Source organism: Sutcliffiella sp. NPDC057660 (genome assembly GCF_042800035.1).
In the GTDB taxonomy this organism is placed as follows: Bacteria; Bacillota; Bacilli; order Bacillales; family Bacillaceae_I; genus Sutcliffiella_A.
In genome coordinates, this window is sequence record NZ_JBHVHV010000009.1 from 212,348 (window position 1) to 229,358 (window position 17,011).

The window sequence follows — 17,011 nt, forward strand, 5'->3', positions numbered from 1 at the left end:
GAAAGCAAGGGGACGGTTCTCTGCTTCCGAAGCAGGGAACCGTCCCCTTGTTTATTTAAGGAAGCTCAATTTCCAGCGGTTGCACTGGCGAAGCAGCCTCATTAGAAGAGGCCTCATTATAGGAAGGTGATACTATTAAAGTTTGATTTTTAAGTACCTGGGAGAAGACAATCTTCCGGACAACAGTGGTCCTATTTCCATCTGTTATTTTATCGATTTGGCCATCGCTTTTGAAACCGTCAATTTCAATTGACTGATCTGCACTTTGAACATTCAGCATTACAAAGGATGATGAATCCAGCTCCCCTTCAGGATAAGACACACTATAGATTATTGCGGTGGAAGCTTTTCCATACAGAACGGAATCTACATAAAATTGTACATCTCCTTCCAGATTTACACTTTCTTTGTTTTCAAATATATGTTCCTCGACTGGGGTTTGTTGCACAGGCACATCGAATTGCCAATTCCCTTTATTCTTTCCGATCTCTTCGAATGTCACTGGAATCGTATCACTCTTAGGTAAATCTTTATATGGATAGACAATCCGGATATGTCCCGAGTATCCATCTGCGGTTTTCTCCAATGTTGTCAGTTCTTTTGTTTCATCTGCATGCGGGTCACCATTAAATATTTCATATAAAGCATAATAATAGCCTTTATGCTCCTCAAGCTCCCCTTTCACGTCAAACGTTATCCCAATCATATATCCATCATAGTAGGCGCTGGTTAACGTCACATCGATCCCGTTGCTGGAAAAGGACTGATTCAGCCCGGTTACGAGATTTTGCTCTTCCAGGCTCCTTCCGACCACATCATTGAAACCGGCATACCAACCACCGATAACAGGGGCGGCTGCCATGACTTTAGAGAACGACGGTATGATGAGACTGGATGATAAGAGAAGTCCCGCTGCCACACAAGCTGATAACATCGCCTTTTTGATAGGTTTCTTTTTGTTGGGCTGAGCTTCATGCACTGCACGATTGACTCCAAATTTAATCGCTTGTAAAACATCTTCTTTCGGAACCTTTACTTCATTGATTTTTTTAGAGAATGTTTCTTTGTCCATCAAAATATCCCCCTCCCAGTAGTTTGCGTAACTGTTTTTTTCCACGGCTTAAATATGTTTTAACGGTATTTTCAGGTACTTCTATGGTTTTGGCTATTTCCTTCAAATTCATATCGTAATAATAGAAAAGTATAATACTTGTCTGAGTTTTCTCTGGCAATTTCCTTATGGCTTCTACAAGGTCTAACTTTTCTTCTGGATTACCTCTTTGTAAGAAAACATCATCTTCCAAAGCTACCAGGTTTCTTTTTTTCTTTATTACATCATAGGCACAGTGAATGAGAATCTTTGTGATCCAAGTCATGAAAAAGCTTTCATTCCGTAACTGGCTGATCGAGGAAAAAGCTTTATAAGCAGTTTCCTGTATGACATCCAAAGCATCCTCACGATTTCTAACATACAGATATGCAGTTCTATATAATCGATCACTGTGTATAATCAGCAATTGTTCAAAGGCATCAGAATCACCCTGAATGGCTCTTCTGATCAACATAACTTCTTCCACTTCTTTCGCCTCCTTTCACTCATTAGAGAAAGATATATAGAATAAAGTTTCAATTTTTTTAATTACTTTTCAAAAATAATTAAAGCAAGGGGACGGTTCTCTGCTTCCGAAGCAGGGAACCGTCCCCTTGCACCTTAATGAACCTTAAGCAACTTAATCAACTCAATAATTTTCTCATCGTCACCCGGGTCGACGTACACGAGCTCTGTGTTTTCGATAATCTCCTCAGTTAATTCCCGCATATAATTCTCATCCAGATCATCAGGGACATTCGTTTCCCAGCGTAATGGTACGTTGTACACGTTAATCGTGCCATCTCCATTGCCACTATAGGTGACCGATCCATCTACAAGACGGCTGCCTGCAAGCTGAATGACGTCCTCCGGATAGTTGGCACTGGTGTCGTCATTCGGATTGATTGGAGTGCCTGCTGGAATAAGATGTGCATTCAATTCGTCGATTTCTTGATTGGGTCCAAGAAGCAGCCAGACTCGGGCGTATTCGATCTGTTTAGCGGTATACCCGGATAAAGCTCCTTTATCGCCTGCCTTTAGATCCCTATTTTCAAAATCCTGTATCAGCAATACAGTGAACTCCCCATCGTAAGACACCCAGTTTACCGATTCGATATGGATATCCTCCTTGATTTGTGGCAATTCTTCCATGATCTTTTTTGCCATTTCACTTAAACCTTCTATTTCTTCATACACTTTTACATGACCATTCTTGAACTTTTCATCCATCTCGTCACTATACTCTTTAGTATCAGGAATGATTTTAACGGTATAGTCTGTCCGTCCAGTGTCTTCATTTTCCCATTTTTCCGCCATATAATGGACGTAATCCATCGCGTATTTCTCATTCAGGTATTTTTCCATGTCAAAATTAGGGGTACGGCCTTCTACTTTCCCTTCCTCTGACCCGATTTCTGTTTTTGGTGATGCCTTTTCGTCTCTAACTTCCTGTTTCTTGTCATCCTGTTTATCTCCAGTCGCCTGCTCCCCACTTTCTGTGGACTTGGAACAAGCTCCAAAAACAAGCAAGATTCCCGCTAGCAACATAATAAAAGCTATTTTTTTCAAATCTTCCACATCCTTTTATGTACTTAAGTTACTTTTCTAAAAATCCTTTTTTAAAAGTTAATTTCTTTATTTTATTTGAATCCCTTGGGCCACAACGACTTTTGAATTTTTTAATCAAACGTTTGTTTAAAAAAAGCTATTTCAAAACACCATATTCAATTCTAGCTTCAATAGTATGAATACTTCCTTCTTCCACTCATAAACATGGATTTATATTGAAATATGTATTAAACTAGCTAGTGAGAATGATTATCAAATTCAACCATGTGCATTTCACATTAACTCTATGAATACAGTTGAAAAGGAGATTCTACGATGGAGCATGCAAAATCAAGATTAGCCGAGATCATTCGTGAGCGCCGTTCGGTCAAAGCTGGTTATACCGATAAGGAAGTATCACAGGAAACCGTGCTTGAGCTGTTGAACAGTGCCATCTGGGCGCCAAACCATGGGTTGCGGGAGCCTTGGCGCTTTATTTTTGTCTCATCAGCCGAGAAGGATGGCTTTGTGGAGGATCTCGTCAAAACGTTTCCTCCAGAGATGCAGGAGAACCGTCGGAACTATTTTAGCCAACCTGCCGCATTCCTCATCGTCGTGATGGCTGAAGATCCGAGACAAAAACAATGGGAAGAGAATTTCGGTGCGGTCAGCTCGCTTATCCAAAACTTCCAGCTGCTCGCTTGGGAACAAAAGCTTGGAGTGGTATGGAAAACAAACTCCCATATCTATGATCCAAAAGTGCGTGACCTATTAGCCGTCAAGCCTGGAGAGAAGATTGCCGGGTTCCTGCACTTGGGTTATTTTGAAACACTTCCCCCACAGAGAACGCGAACACCAGCAGAAGCTAAACTGACGGTCTATAAAAAATAGCAGGGACATGGTACCTCGGCCAACTCAGAGTTGTAAAGCTGAGGTACCCATCACTTGTTGAATAGACGAGCTAAAAGCACCTTTACTATTTGTAGCTCTCCACCCTTCAAGATCAATAGAGAGTATGTTTAAATTTATTTGGCTTTTTAACGTAACCTTCTATGATATATCCACATTCTGTGCAAATAAGGTACTCAATATCTGATCCGAAACTCATTTTATCTTTGGGATACATCACTCCATGTCCACTATGCTTCCCCACCCCCAATTCCTTCGCACCGCATTTCGGACATTCTGTTGCTTTCATGTGAGAACCCCCCCTTTTGACATCCTACTTATTAATACGGATTAAACTGGTGATTTGTTTCATTTTTCCAACTATTTGTCATCAGGACTTTTTTCTGAAAAACCTTTTTTAAAAGTTAATTTCTTTTATTTTTTTCAATCCCTTGAGCCGCAACAACTCTAGAATTTTTTAATCAAACGTTTGTTTAAAAATTGCTATGTCAGAAAAATCCGCGGAGCTCTCCCCTCCATCAAAAAAACGACCCTTTAAAGAAGGTCGCTCCTTTTCTCGAATAAACTTTCCTAGTCGGCATTGCGGACAATCAGATAAATGATAAAGCCGATCGGGCCGAGCAGGAAGACGACGAGGGCCCAGAGACAGCCGATGTTGGAGCCTCTTTTTTCTGAAGCGTCACTGTACACCCAGAACAGGGCGATGATTCCAATCGCAAACCAGAGTAAGCCGAAGATTGCTTCCATGATGCGTCACTCCTTCTATTTGTTTCTTACAATCAAATAGGCGATCAAGCCGATCGGGCCGGCAGCGAATACAACTAGTGCCCAGAGGCAACCGAGATTTGTGCCCTGTTTATCCTTGGCATCGGAATAGACCCAGATGACGGCGACGATGCTCAGTATCCAGATTAACAGGATGATGGTGCCGAATCCGACTCCAACAATTGATGCGTCCATTTTGTTCCCTCCACTCCGAATGATTTCTACTATATTCTACGAGTATATGTGCCGATAAGTTTCATTTTTCCAGTTTGTTTAAAATGTGGGTTTTAGGGGAAGTTAAAACCAATTTCTATTCTACATATTAGGAGGGTTTTATACTTGAAACGAATATTTGGTGTCCTTCAGAAAGTCGGGAAAGCGTTGATGCTGCCGGTGGCGCTGTTGCCTGCGGCGGGTATCCTGCTTGCCTTGGGTAATGCCTTGAAAGAAGAAAATCTGATTGAGCTGATGCCGTTCCTTGCAGCAGACTGGGTGCAGATGGTTGCGTCGGTCATGGATGCTGCGGGTGGTATTGTATTTGGTAATCTCCCTGTGCTCTTTGCCGTCGGTGTCGCAGTTGGACTTGCTGGCGGAGAAGGGGTAGCCGCACTTGCTGCGATCATCGGCTACCTCATCATGAACGCGACAATGGGTGTCGTGCTCGGCGTGGATGAAGGGATGCTTGAGAACCCCGCATACGCCAATGTGCTCGGGATTAATACGCTTCAGACCGGGGTGTTCGGCGGTGTGATTGTCGGGATACTCGGGGCCTTTATGTACAACAAATACTACAATATTGAATTGCCGTCCTATCTAGGATTTTTTGCAGGGAAACGCTTCGTTCCGATTGCGACCGCTGCCTCTGCCGTTGTGCTTGGAATTTTGATGACATTCATCTGGCCACCGATCCAGGGCGGCTTGAATACCCTGTCGGAAAGTATGATCAACACGAACCTTACCTTGTCAGCCTTCATCTTCGGGGTCATTGAGCGTGCCTTGATTCCATTTGGCTTGCATCATATTTTCTACTCGCCTTTCTGGTTTGAGTTCGGCTCCTATACGAATGAAGCAGGCCAGGTTGTCCGTGGGGACCAGGCGATTTTCTTTGCCCAGCTGCGCGATGGCATTAAGCCTACTGCCGGAACGTTCATGACCGGTAAGTTCCCGTTCATGATGTTCGGTCTGCCTGCAGCTGCACTGGCGATCTATCACACCGCACGTCCCGAGAAGAAGAAGGTCGTTGGAGGAATCATGGCCTCTGCTGCCCTTACTTCCTTTTTAACGGGGATTACAGAACCTATCGAGTTTTCGTTCCTGTTTGTAGCACCTGTCCTGTTTGGGATTCATACAGTGTTTGCGGGACTGTCATTCATGGTGATGCATATGCTGGACGTCAAAATCGGGATGACTTTCTCCGGAGGGGTCATCGACTATCTCCTCTTCGGGGTCGTGCCGAACCGTACAGCCTGGTGGCTCGTCATTCCGGTCGGTCTCTGTTTCTCGGTCATCTACTACTTCGGCTTCCGCTTTGCGATCCAGAAGTTCAATCTGCAGACACCGGGTCGTGAGGATGTCGATGAAGAGGAGGACGGAACAAGTACCTCCACTGCTGGCGACCTTCCTTTTGACGTCTTGGAGGCGATGGGTGGAAAAGAGAATATCTCCCACCTTGATGCGTGTATCACAAGGCTTCGCGTTCAGGTCAATGAAGTCAGCATGGTAGATAAGAACCGTTTGAAAAAGCTTGGCGCTTCCGGCGTGCTTGAGGTCGGAAACAACATCCAGGCGATTTTCGGACCGAAATCGGATACCCTTAAGTCCCAGATCAAGGATGTCATGGACGGCAAAACGCCTCGTCCTGCAAAGACGGAACCGAACAAGGAAGTCGAACAGCAGATTGAAGAGGTCAATCCCGATGCCCTGCAGACGCACTCCGAAGCAGAAGGCTTCATCTCCCCGATCAAAGGGGAAATCAAGCCGCTTGATGATGTACCAGATCAGGTCTTCTCCGGCAAAATGATGGGTGACGGCTTTGCCATTTTGCCTACAGAAGGTGTCGTAGTATCTCCAGTCGACGGCGAAATCGTCAACCTGTTCCCGACGAAGCATGCGATTGGAATCAAATCGGATGGCGGCCGCGAGATTCTGATCCATGTCGGAATCGATACGGTCAACCTGAAGGGTCAGGGCTTTGAAGCACTTGTCGCTCAGGGCGATAAGGTCACAAAAGGCCAGGAGCTGCTTCGTTTTGACATTGATTTCTTGAAGCAGAATGCGCCATCGATCATCACGCCGATCATTTTCACGAACCTGCAGGACAATGAAAAGGTGAAGCTGAATAAGCATGATGAAGTAGCGTTGAAGGAAGAGGATATTGTGGAGATTTCGAAGGGGTAGATATCTCTGCACAACGAAAAACCCGACCTGCAGAATAAAGGTCGGGTTTTTGCTCTGTTTAGGAAATTTGATTAACAAGTTGGCTCAAAGCCTCGTTTACCGGTGTAGCTGGGCGACCAAGCAATTTTTCAAAGTCATTGCTTTCCACTTCCAGTTCTCCTTCACGGATGCCTTGTTGAATGGTTACAAGGAAAGGAAGAAGGAATTCCGGTACCCCTGCACCTTTCATAATCTCGGCATAAGTCTCATCATCCACTTGCTGTACCGCTACTTCTTTGCCTAATACCGTTCCAAGCGCAGCTGCAAACTCTTCTTGTGTGAGAAGCTTACCGGAAAGTTCGTAGACGGTATTCTCGTGTCCGTTTCCTGCCAATACGCTCGCCGCAGCTTCTGCATAATCCTGTTGCAGTGCCCAGCCGATTTTACCTGTTCCTGCAGATGTCACCCAAGGCGCTCCAGCCATTACACCTTGTATGCTCGGAATTTCATTTTCCAGGTACCAGTTGTTTCGTAAAAATGAGTATGGAATGCCGGTTTTCAATATAGCTTCCTCTGCCGCTTGATGAGGTGGAGCAAGGAACATCTTGCTGTCACGCGCATTTCCGATACTGGTGTACGCAATAAATTTCACTTGCGCACGCTCTGCAGCAGCTACCGCATTCGTATGCTGTCTGATTCTTGCTTCATTGTCCCCATCCGCAGAAATGATTAACAGACGGTCAATCCCCGCAAAAGCAGCATCCAATGTTTCCGGCTGGTCAAAATCCCCTTGGCGGACTTCTACTCCACGAGCACGCATCCCTTCCGCTTTCTCTGGATTACGAACACTGACAGCCAATTGATCGGCAGGTACCGTCTTCAATAACGTCTCCACCACTTTTGAGCCTAATTTTCCTGTTGCACCGGTAACTAATAATTTCATTGTCTATTCCTCCTATATGTGTTGTAAAAATCTAACTGGTTCAAAAATCTCTTTTTAGTTGTAATCAAATCGATTACATGTAATCATATTAATTACATTTAATGTTTTTGTCAATAAATATAGTATACTTACACTAAATAGGTTACTGATTCTTGTGGTAACCATGCAAGGAAGGTGACTACTTATGTCCATCAGCAGCCGATTTGCTGTAGGAGTTCATATATTAACTCTGATTGATTTTAATAAAGACGGGGTAAGCTCGTCGGAGTATTTGGCTGGAAGTGTAAACACCAATCCAGCCCTCATAAGAAAAATTACAGGAATGCTAAAAAAAGCAGGGTTAGTGGAAGTACATCCTGGTATCGCGGGTGCGAAGCTTGCCAGGGAATTATCTGATATTACCTTGCTGGACGTCTACAAGGCGGTTGATGTCGTACCGGACAATGAATTGTTCAGTGTTCATGAAAACCCGAACCCTGCTTGTCCTGTAGGAAGGAATATCCAGAACACAATCGGTCCCTTATTCTCCGTTGCACAGACCGCATTGGAGAAGGCTCTAGGAAATGTGACCATTGAAGATGTCGTAAAAGATATTATCGAAAAAGAAAAATTGGAAAGTAAAGAATAAAAGACATCCTATCTCACGGATGTCTTTTTCTTGCTTTCCAGTCTATTCGGCAACGGACTAGCCCATCTGGCATATATTAAAGAAACAGCAGAAAAGGGAGTTTCGCCTACCATGCCTACAACCAATAATTCCTTTGAATACCTCCTCCGAACGCAATTTTCTTTTACTGTCGACGATTTGACGCTGACCAACCTATTAAAAGCGCTCGCGGAGCAGAAACTCAATATCAATGCGTATGCACAGCTCAAATCCAACAGTCAGAACTTTGTTCGAGTGGTGGTCGGCAGCAGTGAAGCCGAGACGCCTGCCGAGACACTTTCCGTTCGCCGAATCCTGCGGGGACTGAAAGTGAATTTCCTGGAAAAGCAGGTTATCCAAATCATCCGACTTCGTGCCGGGAAAGCTGGACAGATTGATGACATCTTCTCCTCCCTCTGGTGCAAGGTCGAGGTGCGGGCAATCTACATCGGCGAAAAGACGAATGTGTTTGTGGAAACCTCCGATCTGGATCAGCTGATCAGCATCCTTTCGCAGGAAGAGATCGAGCCCTGCTCTTGATCCGCTTGGCAAAAACATCGCCAGGCTTTTATCCATGGTGTACAAAAGTCCACGCACGCCCTCCCCTTTTACATAAAATGGTTGTAAAAGGAGAGGGTTTTTACATGAGCAATGGATAGCTAGGCTACTTGCGGAAGATGGACGGATTCTCGATGCGAGTCGAGACAACCTCGCCGCAGCCCAGGCAGAATGTATAAATCTTTTGTGAGCTTTTGCCGAATTTCTTATCCAGCGGCTTGACTGGCATATAGTCAGTTCCATGTGCGAATTCGGTGTGATTGCATTTCGGGCATTGGGTTAGAGTCATGAGCGGGATCCTCCTGTAAGGGTTTAATTGTAGTACGTAATTTTGAAAGAAATGGTTTCATGCTTTTTAAAATGGCACACACCGGATTTAACCGGATGTGTGCCTTTTGCATTATTACTTCCCGTACATCGCTTCCCATTCCTCGCGCAGCACCCCAAGCTTCACCGAATCATAATACTCGCCGTTATAGAAGCGAGCCTTCCGAATGCGCGCTTCCTCCTGCATACCAAGCTTCAGGCCGACCTGGATCATCCGCATGTTCCCAGACCAAGTCGTGTAGCCAAGCCGCGGGATCTGCGGGAACTTTTCAAACAAGTGCGATGTCCAAAGTTTGATCGCCTCTGTTCCATACCCGCCGTTCCAATGATCAGGCGAGTAGATCGTAATTCCGATCTCCATCCAGTTCGTAGTCTCATACTCCCAGTAGTAGAAAACACTGCCGATGATGTCCCCATCCGCCATGATGAGCCACTGCGTGTCGAGACCCTTTTCGATTCTTTCGAGCATGACAGACTCATACGGTTCAAAGTCCACCCGCTTCCAAGGAAAATAAGGCGCATCCCATTTTTTGAACTCCGGCTTTTCCTCCCCGTAGATGAGATTCCATAGGGTGGGTATGTCCGCTTCTTCTATCGGTTTAAGACTTATTTTCTTTCCTTTTATTATACTTGCGCTTATCGCCATTCTCTTCCACTCCATCTATGTTTATTATGATATGGTCGTTATTTACGTTCCATTTTTTCATCTTAATCGCCCCCAATAAATGTCTACTATCTAATTTCGACTTTTATTAACATTCTCCTTCTAAAGTCTTATGGAATTTCAGGCAGTCGATGATTGGCACTTTTGCGTGATAAGGATATGTGGAGCGGTGACATATCCTACCTGATGGAGGGCTTTTCAGTGGCGTAGAGGGGACATTATGGTCGTCATACCGGATGATGAGGTTGGACCGGGCGGGGAGCTGGTTTTGCTCATCATAACCACGATGATGAGCTTTTTGACTAGGCGTGCAGTTGGTTTTGCTCATCATAATCATTCCCACCTTCCACATGCAAAGGGGGCCTCTGCACCATTCGAATATAAATCTTTCTCCACCTTCACCCATTGCCTCAAATTATCCGGCTTCGGGTAATTCTCTTCATAATGTTGATAGTCATTTAGTAGCTCTTTCCCTTTAAGTGTAAGCCTGGCAATCTTTATCGAAAAGCTATCTTCGCCCCTCAAAACCCTTTCAACCAGCCGCTCATTTTCCAGAAACCGGATCAGCTGCTCAAACTCCAATTCCTTCAACCCATAATGGCTCCCATCAGGTATGAATTCTTTTCGATGTATCTCTCTCAAAACACTATAGATCACTCTCAAATGGTCACTACTCCCCACCCAAAATATATTCCCGTAAATCGTTCGTCATTCTGGCAGACGTCTCATATACCCCGGCTCCCTCTATGTACATGAAATAACTCTTCTCCCCCTCATCCCCAAGCCACAAATGGATGCCATGAGCCGGAAAGCCGCCATCGCTATCCGGCTTGTATTCCACCATCACATCATAGTCCGGGTTGGTCAGTTCTCTATCCCCACTCTGCAACCGTGCTGTTGTTATCGCTCTTTCCCAGAAATCAAGCTCCTCCTTGTCGCTGAAGGAATGGAGGAGGTCCATGTTCATGTCTCCCCGGCCTTTTGATTCTGAAATATTTACAACTTCAAGTGGCTCATCCATCAAGACCATAGTTTCACCGAAAGTGGACTGGCACCCAACCAAGAACAGAAACCCTAAAATCCCGACTAGTAATTTCTCCATTTCTCACACGCCCGTTCTATTTAAAGTCATCCTCTTCTAAAATGAAAACATCCTCCAATTTGGCGTGGAATAACCTGGCCATGACCATTGCCAAAGGAAGCGAAGGATTGTACTTGCCTTTTTCAATCGAGATGATTGTCTGCCTGGAAACCCCTAGCTTTTCAGCCAACTTATCCTGCGAGTAACCAAATTTCTTGCGGAACTCTGATACATTATTCTGCAACCCACTCATCACCTTATAATTTTCTATTAAAAATAAATATAATTAGTGGAAAAAACAAATAGGAGACAACTAAAAGGGAAATCAAGATAAAATTGATTGTCATGGTTATTCCCCAATTGTGCAAGATGACCAGAACGATAATCCAGCTTTGCAAAATAACAAATGAGAATAAACCGCTCTTATTTTTGATTGTCTCCGTCCTTTCATCCTCCCGATCATTCGGCTTGAACACATAAGAATAAATCAGATCTCCAAGGCCCCACAAAATGAAGATTACATATAACAAGAAGTATTGATCGTAAAAAAAGATAATGGAATATATCCCGTACCCTATTAAGAATAATGGAAAAAATCTATATAAATCCTTCAATAAAACACCCCCATCATTTGGAAAAACATCTTTATTACCACTATAATGTAAAGATTTTTTTACGTAAAGCTTACTTTACATCGATAGCAAAAAAATGTGATTGAAGAATTGTTTATACCCTATTTCTTCTAATAGACTTACAGATTAAGTCAGAAAGAAAATCGCCACTAAGATAAATTGCTACCCAAATGAGTAGTATTCACTTGGGTAGCAATTTATCGTTTAGCTTATAGGGGAAACCGTTTCTATCTCTTCTAATTGTTTTTATTATAAGGGATAGTTCTTATCCTGATTTTTGTCATCTTCGCCGCAATCTTTTCAAACTGTCTACATTCACCCTTATGTCCACTTATCATTATCTACGATCCACATATTAGTCTTTAATTCCAAGGATTTAAACTCATCATGGAACAGGAAGTATGCCGGTAACTCTACCACTTGCTCCCCGCAAGCTTTCACCCAACAATCCCGGAACCAGCTCGCAACCGCATTTTGTTCCTGGGCCAGGATCTCTTCTTCGTTTTCTTCATAAAAGTTGAAAAATTCATCACTATGCTTTTCATCCAGTTGGAAATATGTCACTTCTGGCAGAACCTCCTCACTCCCCGCAAAACCAGCCGAATCCTCCGAAAAAACTTCGTTCGCTTCCCTGTCCATCGAAAACATCATGACACTCAGCTCAAGTCTTGTTGGCTCCATAAAGGCGGAAAAATCGAGCAGTTCTACTTCGTCTGCAAAGTTATACGCACAAACCCGCTGAAGATTTTCTACCAATAACTCAGAATTCATCTTTAGATTCTCTTTCATAGCATGTAAATAAGTATCTACCGAAAACATGATAAACCTCCTACCTAATAAAATCCTCAAACACCACATACAGCATCATGGCGTCTTCCTTTTTCAATTCGTAAAACTCCTCTGACGTGTACTTGCTAATATAACCACCGCCATCCTTATACAACCAGAGCTTTAATTTTAGTGGTGCCTGTCCTTCTACCTCCAAGACCAAATCGAGATGAGGAATTTCCTTAATTGGGTCCTCCAAAAGTACGGCCCTAGAAAAATAGAAATGCAGCTCTTTGTTCCATGCAGGGTTATTCCCGTAATCTCTCGCACCCTTTATCGGTACCCCGTTTAATATACCGTCTTTAAAAGAATCAAGGCTGACGGCGGGTGCAACATATACCCTTGTAATTTCTTCGTGTTTGAAATCCATCACATCTTGAAATGACATTTCACTGCTTCCGTTTTCTTTTTCTAACATCTTAATATCACTGCCAAAAAGGAAGATTAATAGTATTGCCACCGCAAGAACGGGTGCTACTACGAGGCCCATCCATTTCGTTGTCATTGGTCTTTTAGCAACGATATTCATATGCGTTTTCCTTTTCGCTGCATCTGATCTAGGAATCATATCCAATGATTGAAACTCTTTTTCGTACTCATTCAGCTCTGAATGATTCATCATAGGTCTCCTCCTTCATCAGCTTTTTCAGCGCCGAATAGGCCCGGCTTGTCGTGAGCTTCACCTTTTCCTCTTTCCAGCTAAGGACTACTGCCGTTTCCTTGATCGATAACTCTTTAATTTTTCTTAGGATGATTACTTCCTTATATTCCAGCTTCAGCTGATTAATTGCAGCATAAAGGCGCTCGACTTCTTCCCCTTTTTCGACTATCTCCCCTGGTGTCGGGGTGGGGTCGGTGAATGTTTTCTTTCCGATTGAAAAGAAAGCGAGTCGCTGTTTCCTTCGGATATAATCAATCGTCTTGTTGCGGGCAATCGAAAAGACCCACGTCGAGACTGAAGCATCCCCTTTAAATGTGTAAAGCTTGTTATACACTTTTACAAAAGTATCCTGTGTCAAATCCTCTGCTACTGCGGAATTGCCTACCAGCAAGTAAATATAGCTGTATACTTTATCGCTCAGCTGCTCATAAATCAATTCAAAATGGTTCACAATTTCTCCCATGGCTGCCCCCTTTCTACCAATATAGACGTTTGAGGAATAGAAAGGTATCAGAAAAAAAGGCAAGCGGTTGTAAGCTCACCTCAAATCACGGACGCCGCTCCCAAGGCTCCAGCACACCTACCAAACTTACCTCGCGCCGGGAAGAAATGGCATCGATCACACCACCTGCAATCTCCTCATTCCTTAACCAGCGTGAGCCCTCACCTTCCAGCACAAAACCCAACTGAACCTGATGATAGCTGCAACCAGCCGGAATACTTACACTTTCTTTTACTTCCCGTAAGTCTGCCCTGCTTCCAAGCACATGGTACAACGAACATTCGCCACTTTGATTTCCGACAGTTGAAATCACCTGCCCCAAAGCCTGTGGAGCATCAGAATGAATCCAGGCCACCACCAACTCAACCGGACCGTTTTCCTCAACTGTCCGCTCCAGTCCAGCAGCAAACTGAATCTCATTCTTGTAATCTACCAAAATAGGACTGATATGCTCACACCTAGCAGTGAGCCTCTGCATACGTTCAGCATCTCGACCAACGACCGAGACATGATATCCCTCTCCTGCAAGCCATAGCGACACTTCAGAAAGCATTCCCGTCCCGCCAATCACCAGCGCACGCTTCCTCATTTTTTCACCTTGGCAAAAATACAAGTATCCCGTAGGCTACCATCTACACCACGGTCATCATTGCGCAAGATGCCTTCCAATGTGTAGTTCAATCTCTCTGCTACCGCACGGCTCTTCACGTTGTTCGGATCGCAGCGGATTTCCACCCGGTTCGCAGCAAGATCCTCGAAAGCGAAGCGCGTAATCCCCTCGACCGCTTCGGTGATGTAGCCTTTTCCACTCTGTCTCGTATCAATCCAGTAACCGATCTCAAATTTCGGTACGTCCCAATTGATCCGGTGCAGGCCGGACGATGCGATGAATTCCCCAGTCTCTTTCAAGAAGACTAGCAATCTCAAATCCTCTCTTTTCAGGAACTTCGCGTGACTCTCACGAAGATTCGCCTCCACTCCCTCAAGCGTCTGCTCATAGTTCGCAAACGGAAGCCAGGGCTTCAGTTCCTCCAAGGATGCCGTTACCGCGTCATACACTGCCGGTCCATCCCCAGGCATCGGCATTCTGATGAGCAATCTTTCTGTAGTAAATTCAGATGGAAACTCTTTTAAAATAGGGTTTGTCATTTTCTATTGCTCCTTTTTATTTTCTAATAAAAAATAAGCTTTGCTCTATCAAAATAGAGCGAAGCCCGAATATGTAGATTATTTCTCCCAGATCTCGATCCATCTTCCATCTGGATCCGATATCCAGATGAATGTACCATACTCGCTTTTTTCCGGTCCTTTTAAAAGTGGAACTTCAAGCTTTTTGAAATGCTCCATCCACCCTACTATGTCCTCCACCTGAAAATTCAGCATGACAGCCTGGTCTTTTGGAAAATAATCATTGTCCTCTCTGAATAAGGAGAAAATCGTGATGTTGTCCTCATCCGGCTTGATGATTGTGCCGTTCCAATCCTCCATCCCCATCCCGAGTGTTTCCTTGTACCAGTTTTTCAGTGCCACAACATCGTTCGATCTCCAGAACACTCCACCAAATCCTTTGATTTTCATTACCCTTACCCCCATCCAGTCGAATACCTACATCTATTCGGTGGATACTGTCATTAATCCTCTAAAAGGAGGCATCAGATTTTCTCCATATACGTCCCATCTTCATACACCATATAGATGCCAACGGTTCCTGACCCGCCGTTCTTCTGCATTTCTTTGGAGATTAACTTAATAGTATAAAAGGATCCGGAAACGTCCGTTTCCAGCGTGCCTCCCATATCATCGAATAGGATGTCTTCATTTTCCTCAAGCTCCAATACATGCTTCAGATACTCGATGGCATCGGCGCTGGAAGCGATGTTCACGCTGCCTTCTGTTGTATCGGATTCCGATTCGTCTGCTGATTCCTCTTGAGATTCGGCAGGTTTCTCTTCGTCCTCCTCTGAGCCGGCAGCTTCCGTAGCGCTCTCTTCAGCCTCTTTTTCTGCAGGAGCATCAGCCTCTTCATTACCGTTATCCTCCACGCCAGCCGCTCCAGTTGCCTCATCCTTCGTCTCACTTGTTTCTGTTTTCCCACAAGCCGCCATTCCGCTAACCAGCATCAACAAACATAACCAAATCAAAAATTCCTTCATTCATCCTCCCCCTCGTATACTCACTGCTCCTCATTAAATTCAATCAGATTCAAGTCCGGGTCCATGCAAAAGATCTGTTTGAAGCCGCTCTTGCTTTCTGGCTTCGCCTTGACCTCGAGCCCCTTCTGCTGCAAATACTTCAACGTATCATCATAGCTTTTCACCCGAACGGCAAAATGCCCATCCCGGCTGTCGAGCTTATTGCTTGTCCGCAATGTTTCCGCCTCGCTATTCTGAATCAGATGAAGCTGCGCAGTCCCCACCTGATACCAAGCACCAGGAAAGTCGAAATCTGGACGCTCTATCTCCGGGAACCCCAGGACCGTTCCGTAAAAATACTTGGACTTCTCAATATCCGTAACGCTTAGACTGACATGATGAAAGTTCTCCAGTTGAATCACAAGACCACTCCTTTATTTTTGTGTTGTGGACTATTATAGCATTTTTCCATATTTTACTTAACATTTCAAAAACATTTAACCCATTAGTGCTTTTGAAACCACGATTCTTCTGGTTATAGGATTTGATAGTCTCAACCGCAGCTTTTGATAACACCATTCTCTCGGTTTCCGGGTTTGGTGGTCTCAACCGCAGCTTTTGATACCACCATTCTCTCGGTTTCAGTGTTTGGTGGTCTCAACCGAGGCTTTTGATACCACCATTCTCTCAGTTTCCGGGTTTGGTGGTCTCAACCGCAGCTTTTGATACCACCATTCTCTCGGTTTCCGGGTTTGGTGGTCTCAACCGAGGCTTTTGATACCACCATTCTCTCGGTTTCCGGGTTTGGTGGTCTCAACCGCAACTTTTGATACCACTATTCTCTCGGTTTCCGGGTTTGGTGGTCTCAACCGAGGCTTTTGATACCACCATTCTCTCGGTTTCCGGGTTTGGTGGTCTCAACCGCAGCTTTTGATAACACCATTCTCTCGGTTTCCGGGTTTGGTGGTATCAACCGCAGCTTTTGATACCACCATTCTCTCGGTTTCCGGGTTTGGTGGTCTCAACCGAGGCTTTTGATACCACCATTCTCTCAGTTTCAGTGTTTGATGGTCTCAACCGCAGCTTTTGATACCACCATTCTCTCGGTTTCCGGGTTTGGTGGTATCAACCGCAGCTTTTGATACCACCATTCTCTCGGTTTCCGGGTTTGGTGGTATCAACCGAGGCTTTTGATACCACCATTCTCTCAGTTTCAGTGTTTGGTGGTCTCAACCGCAGCTTTTGATAACACCATGGTCTTCTGTCAAGAAAGTGGACAACACTTTAGAGAGAATTTTTTCATAATCTTCAATAATGGTGAGCTTTTCTTTACATTTTAAAGAAGCTAT

Annotated in this window: 23 protein-coding genes and 1 pseudogene; 4 read left to right on the top strand and 20 right to left on the bottom strand. The window is 44.5% G+C overall.

What is annotated here, in order from left to right; all coding sequences use genetic code 11:
* Positions 1-55 precede the first annotated feature (55 nt).
* The 3 genes and pseudogenes from ACFVAD_RS12455 to ACFVAD_RS12465 form a co-directional block, all read right to left on the bottom strand.
* Positions 56-1,072 (bottom strand): DUF4179 domain-containing protein, encoded by a 1,017-nt coding sequence (locus tag ACFVAD_RS12455; RefSeq protein ID WP_386640230.1) that lies wholly within the window; start codon positions 1,070-1,072, stop codon positions 56-58.
* Positions 1,050-1,577, bottom strand: coding sequence for a sigma-70 family RNA polymerase sigma factor (locus tag ACFVAD_RS12460; RefSeq protein WP_386640233.1), 528 nt, complete (start codon positions 1,575-1,577; stop codon positions 1,050-1,052). The genes ACFVAD_RS12455 and ACFVAD_RS12460 overlap by 23 nt, the downstream gene beginning before the upstream one ends.
* Positions 1,578-1,711: 134 nt before the next feature.
* Positions 1,712-2,089 (bottom strand): annotated as a pseudogene (locus ACFVAD_RS12465) (hypothetical protein); the annotation flags it as partial.
* Between the two features lie 885 nt (positions 2,090-2,974).
* On the opposite strand from ACFVAD_RS12465, the gene ACFVAD_RS12470 reads away from it, so the two are divergent.
* Entirely contained in the window at positions 2,975-3,529 is a 555-nt protein-coding gene (locus ACFVAD_RS12470; RefSeq protein WP_386640235.1) for a nitroreductase family protein, read from the top strand.
* Between the two features lie 112 nt (positions 3,530-3,641).
* On the opposite strand, the gene ACFVAD_RS12475 is transcribed toward ACFVAD_RS12470, so the two are convergent.
* The 3 genes from ACFVAD_RS12475 to ACFVAD_RS12485 all read right to left on the bottom strand — a co-directional run bounded on the left by ACFVAD_RS12475 (position 3,642) and on the right by ACFVAD_RS12485 (position 4,507).
* Positions 3,642-3,836, bottom strand: coding sequence for a transcription initiation factor TFIIIB (locus ACFVAD_RS12475; RefSeq protein WP_386640238.1), 195 nt, complete (start codon positions 3,834-3,836; stop codon positions 3,642-3,644).
* A 281-nt stretch (positions 3,837-4,117) separates the two neighbouring features.
* On the bottom strand, positions 4,118-4,294 hold the full coding sequence (locus ACFVAD_RS12480; RefSeq protein WP_386640241.1) for a hypothetical protein: 177 nt from the start codon (positions 4,292-4,294) through the stop codon (positions 4,118-4,120).
* 15 nt (positions 4,295-4,309) lie between these two features.
* Positions 4,310-4,507 (bottom strand): hypothetical protein, encoded by a 198-nt coding sequence (locus tag ACFVAD_RS12485; RefSeq protein ID WP_386640244.1) that lies wholly within the window; start codon positions 4,505-4,507, stop codon positions 4,310-4,312.
* A gap of 144 nt (positions 4,508-4,651) precedes the next feature.
* On the opposite strand from ACFVAD_RS12485, the gene ptsG reads away from it, so the two are divergent.
* Positions 4,652-6,709, top strand: coding sequence for a glucose-specific PTS transporter subunit IIBC (gene ptsG, locus ACFVAD_RS12490; protein ID WP_386640247.1), 2,058 nt, complete (start codon positions 4,652-4,654; stop codon positions 6,707-6,709).
* A gap of 58 nt (positions 6,710-6,767) precedes the next feature.
* On the opposite strand, the gene ACFVAD_RS12495 is transcribed toward ptsG, so the two are convergent.
* The gene (locus ACFVAD_RS12495; RefSeq protein ID WP_386640250.1) at positions 6,768-7,631 is read right to left on the bottom strand and encodes an SDR family oxidoreductase; all 864 of its coding nucleotides are present in this window, start codon (positions 7,629-7,631) and stop codon (positions 6,768-6,770) included.
* Positions 7,632-7,815: 184 nt separating this feature from the next.
* Here ACFVAD_RS12495 and ACFVAD_RS12500 point away from each other — a divergent pair, with 184 nt between their 5' ends.
* Both ACFVAD_RS12500 and ACFVAD_RS12505 read left to right on the top strand, forming a co-directional pair.
* A complete protein-coding gene (locus ACFVAD_RS12500; protein WP_386640253.1) occupies positions 7,816-8,259 on the top strand; it encodes an Rrf2 family transcriptional regulator in 444 nt (147 codons plus the stop codon).
* Positions 8,260-8,289: 30 nt separating this feature from the next.
* A complete protein-coding gene (locus tag ACFVAD_RS12505) occupies positions 8,290-8,817 on the top strand; it encodes a hypothetical protein (protein ID WP_386640255.1) in 528 nt (175 codons plus the stop codon).
* Between the two features lie 124 nt (positions 8,818-8,941).
* On the opposite strand, the gene ACFVAD_RS12510 is transcribed toward ACFVAD_RS12505, so the two are convergent.
* From ACFVAD_RS12510 to ACFVAD_RS12570, 13 genes are all read right to left on the bottom strand, one after another.
* The gene (locus tag ACFVAD_RS12510; RefSeq protein ID WP_386640258.1) at positions 8,942-9,124 is read right to left on the bottom strand and encodes a hypothetical protein; all 183 of its coding nucleotides are present in this window, start codon (positions 9,122-9,124) and stop codon (positions 8,942-8,944) included.
* Positions 9,125-9,238: 114 nt separating this feature from the next.
* Positions 9,239-9,808 (bottom strand): GNAT family N-acetyltransferase, encoded by a 570-nt coding sequence (locus ACFVAD_RS12515; protein WP_386640261.1) that lies wholly within the window; start codon positions 9,806-9,808, stop codon positions 9,239-9,241.
* A gap of 351 nt (positions 9,809-10,159) precedes the next feature.
* Positions 10,160-10,489, bottom strand: a complete 330-nt coding sequence (locus ACFVAD_RS12520) for a hypothetical protein (RefSeq protein ID WP_386640264.1) — start codon at positions 10,487-10,489, stop codon at positions 10,160-10,162.
* A gap of 7 nt (positions 10,490-10,496) precedes the next feature.
* Positions 10,497-10,928, bottom strand: coding sequence for a YhfM domain-containing protein (locus ACFVAD_RS12525; protein WP_386640267.1), 432 nt, complete (start codon positions 10,926-10,928; stop codon positions 10,497-10,499).
* Positions 10,929-10,944: 16 nt separating this feature from the next.
* Complete coding sequence (locus tag ACFVAD_RS12530; protein WP_386640270.1) at positions 10,945-11,151, bottom strand: helix-turn-helix transcriptional regulator; 207 nt, start codon at positions 11,149-11,151, stop codon at positions 10,945-10,947.
* Positions 11,152-11,860: 709 nt separating this feature from the next.
* Positions 11,861-12,358 carry a hypothetical protein gene (locus ACFVAD_RS12535; RefSeq protein WP_386640272.1) on the bottom strand — a complete coding sequence of 166 codons (498 nt, stop codon included), beginning with the start codon at positions 12,356-12,358 and terminating at the stop codon, positions 11,861-11,863.
* A gap of 10 nt (positions 12,359-12,368) precedes the next feature.
* Positions 12,369-12,989 (bottom strand): hypothetical protein, encoded by a 621-nt coding sequence (locus tag ACFVAD_RS12540; RefSeq protein ID WP_386640275.1) that lies wholly within the window; start codon positions 12,987-12,989, stop codon positions 12,369-12,371.
* On the bottom strand, positions 12,964-13,491 hold the full coding sequence (locus ACFVAD_RS12545; protein ID WP_386640278.1) for an RNA polymerase sigma factor: 528 nt from the start codon (positions 13,489-13,491) through the stop codon (positions 12,964-12,966). The genes ACFVAD_RS12540 and ACFVAD_RS12545 overlap by 26 nt, the downstream gene beginning before the upstream one ends.
* An 85-nt stretch (positions 13,492-13,576) precedes the next feature.
* Entirely contained in the window at positions 13,577-14,119 is a 543-nt protein-coding gene (locus ACFVAD_RS12550) for a short-chain dehydrogenase (RefSeq protein WP_386640281.1), read from the bottom strand.
* Entirely contained in the window at positions 14,116-14,679 is a 564-nt protein-coding gene (locus tag ACFVAD_RS12555; protein ID WP_386640284.1) for a GNAT family N-acetyltransferase, read from the bottom strand. Before ACFVAD_RS12555 ends, ACFVAD_RS12550 begins: the two co-directional genes overlap by 4 nt.
* 78 nt (positions 14,680-14,757) lie before the next feature.
* A complete protein-coding gene (locus ACFVAD_RS12560) occupies positions 14,758-15,108 on the bottom strand; it encodes a VOC family protein (RefSeq protein ID WP_386640287.1) in 351 nt (116 codons plus the stop codon).
* Positions 15,109-15,182: 74 nt separating this feature from the next.
* Positions 15,183-15,683, bottom strand: coding sequence for a hypothetical protein (locus tag ACFVAD_RS12565; protein WP_386640289.1), 501 nt, complete (start codon positions 15,681-15,683; stop codon positions 15,183-15,185).
* A gap of 20 nt (positions 15,684-15,703) precedes the next feature.
* Positions 15,704-16,084 carry a VOC family protein gene (locus ACFVAD_RS12570; RefSeq protein ID WP_386640292.1) on the bottom strand — a complete coding sequence of 127 codons (381 nt, stop codon included), beginning with the start codon at positions 16,082-16,084 and terminating at the stop codon, positions 15,704-15,706.
* Positions 16,085-17,011 lie beyond the last annotated feature (927 nt).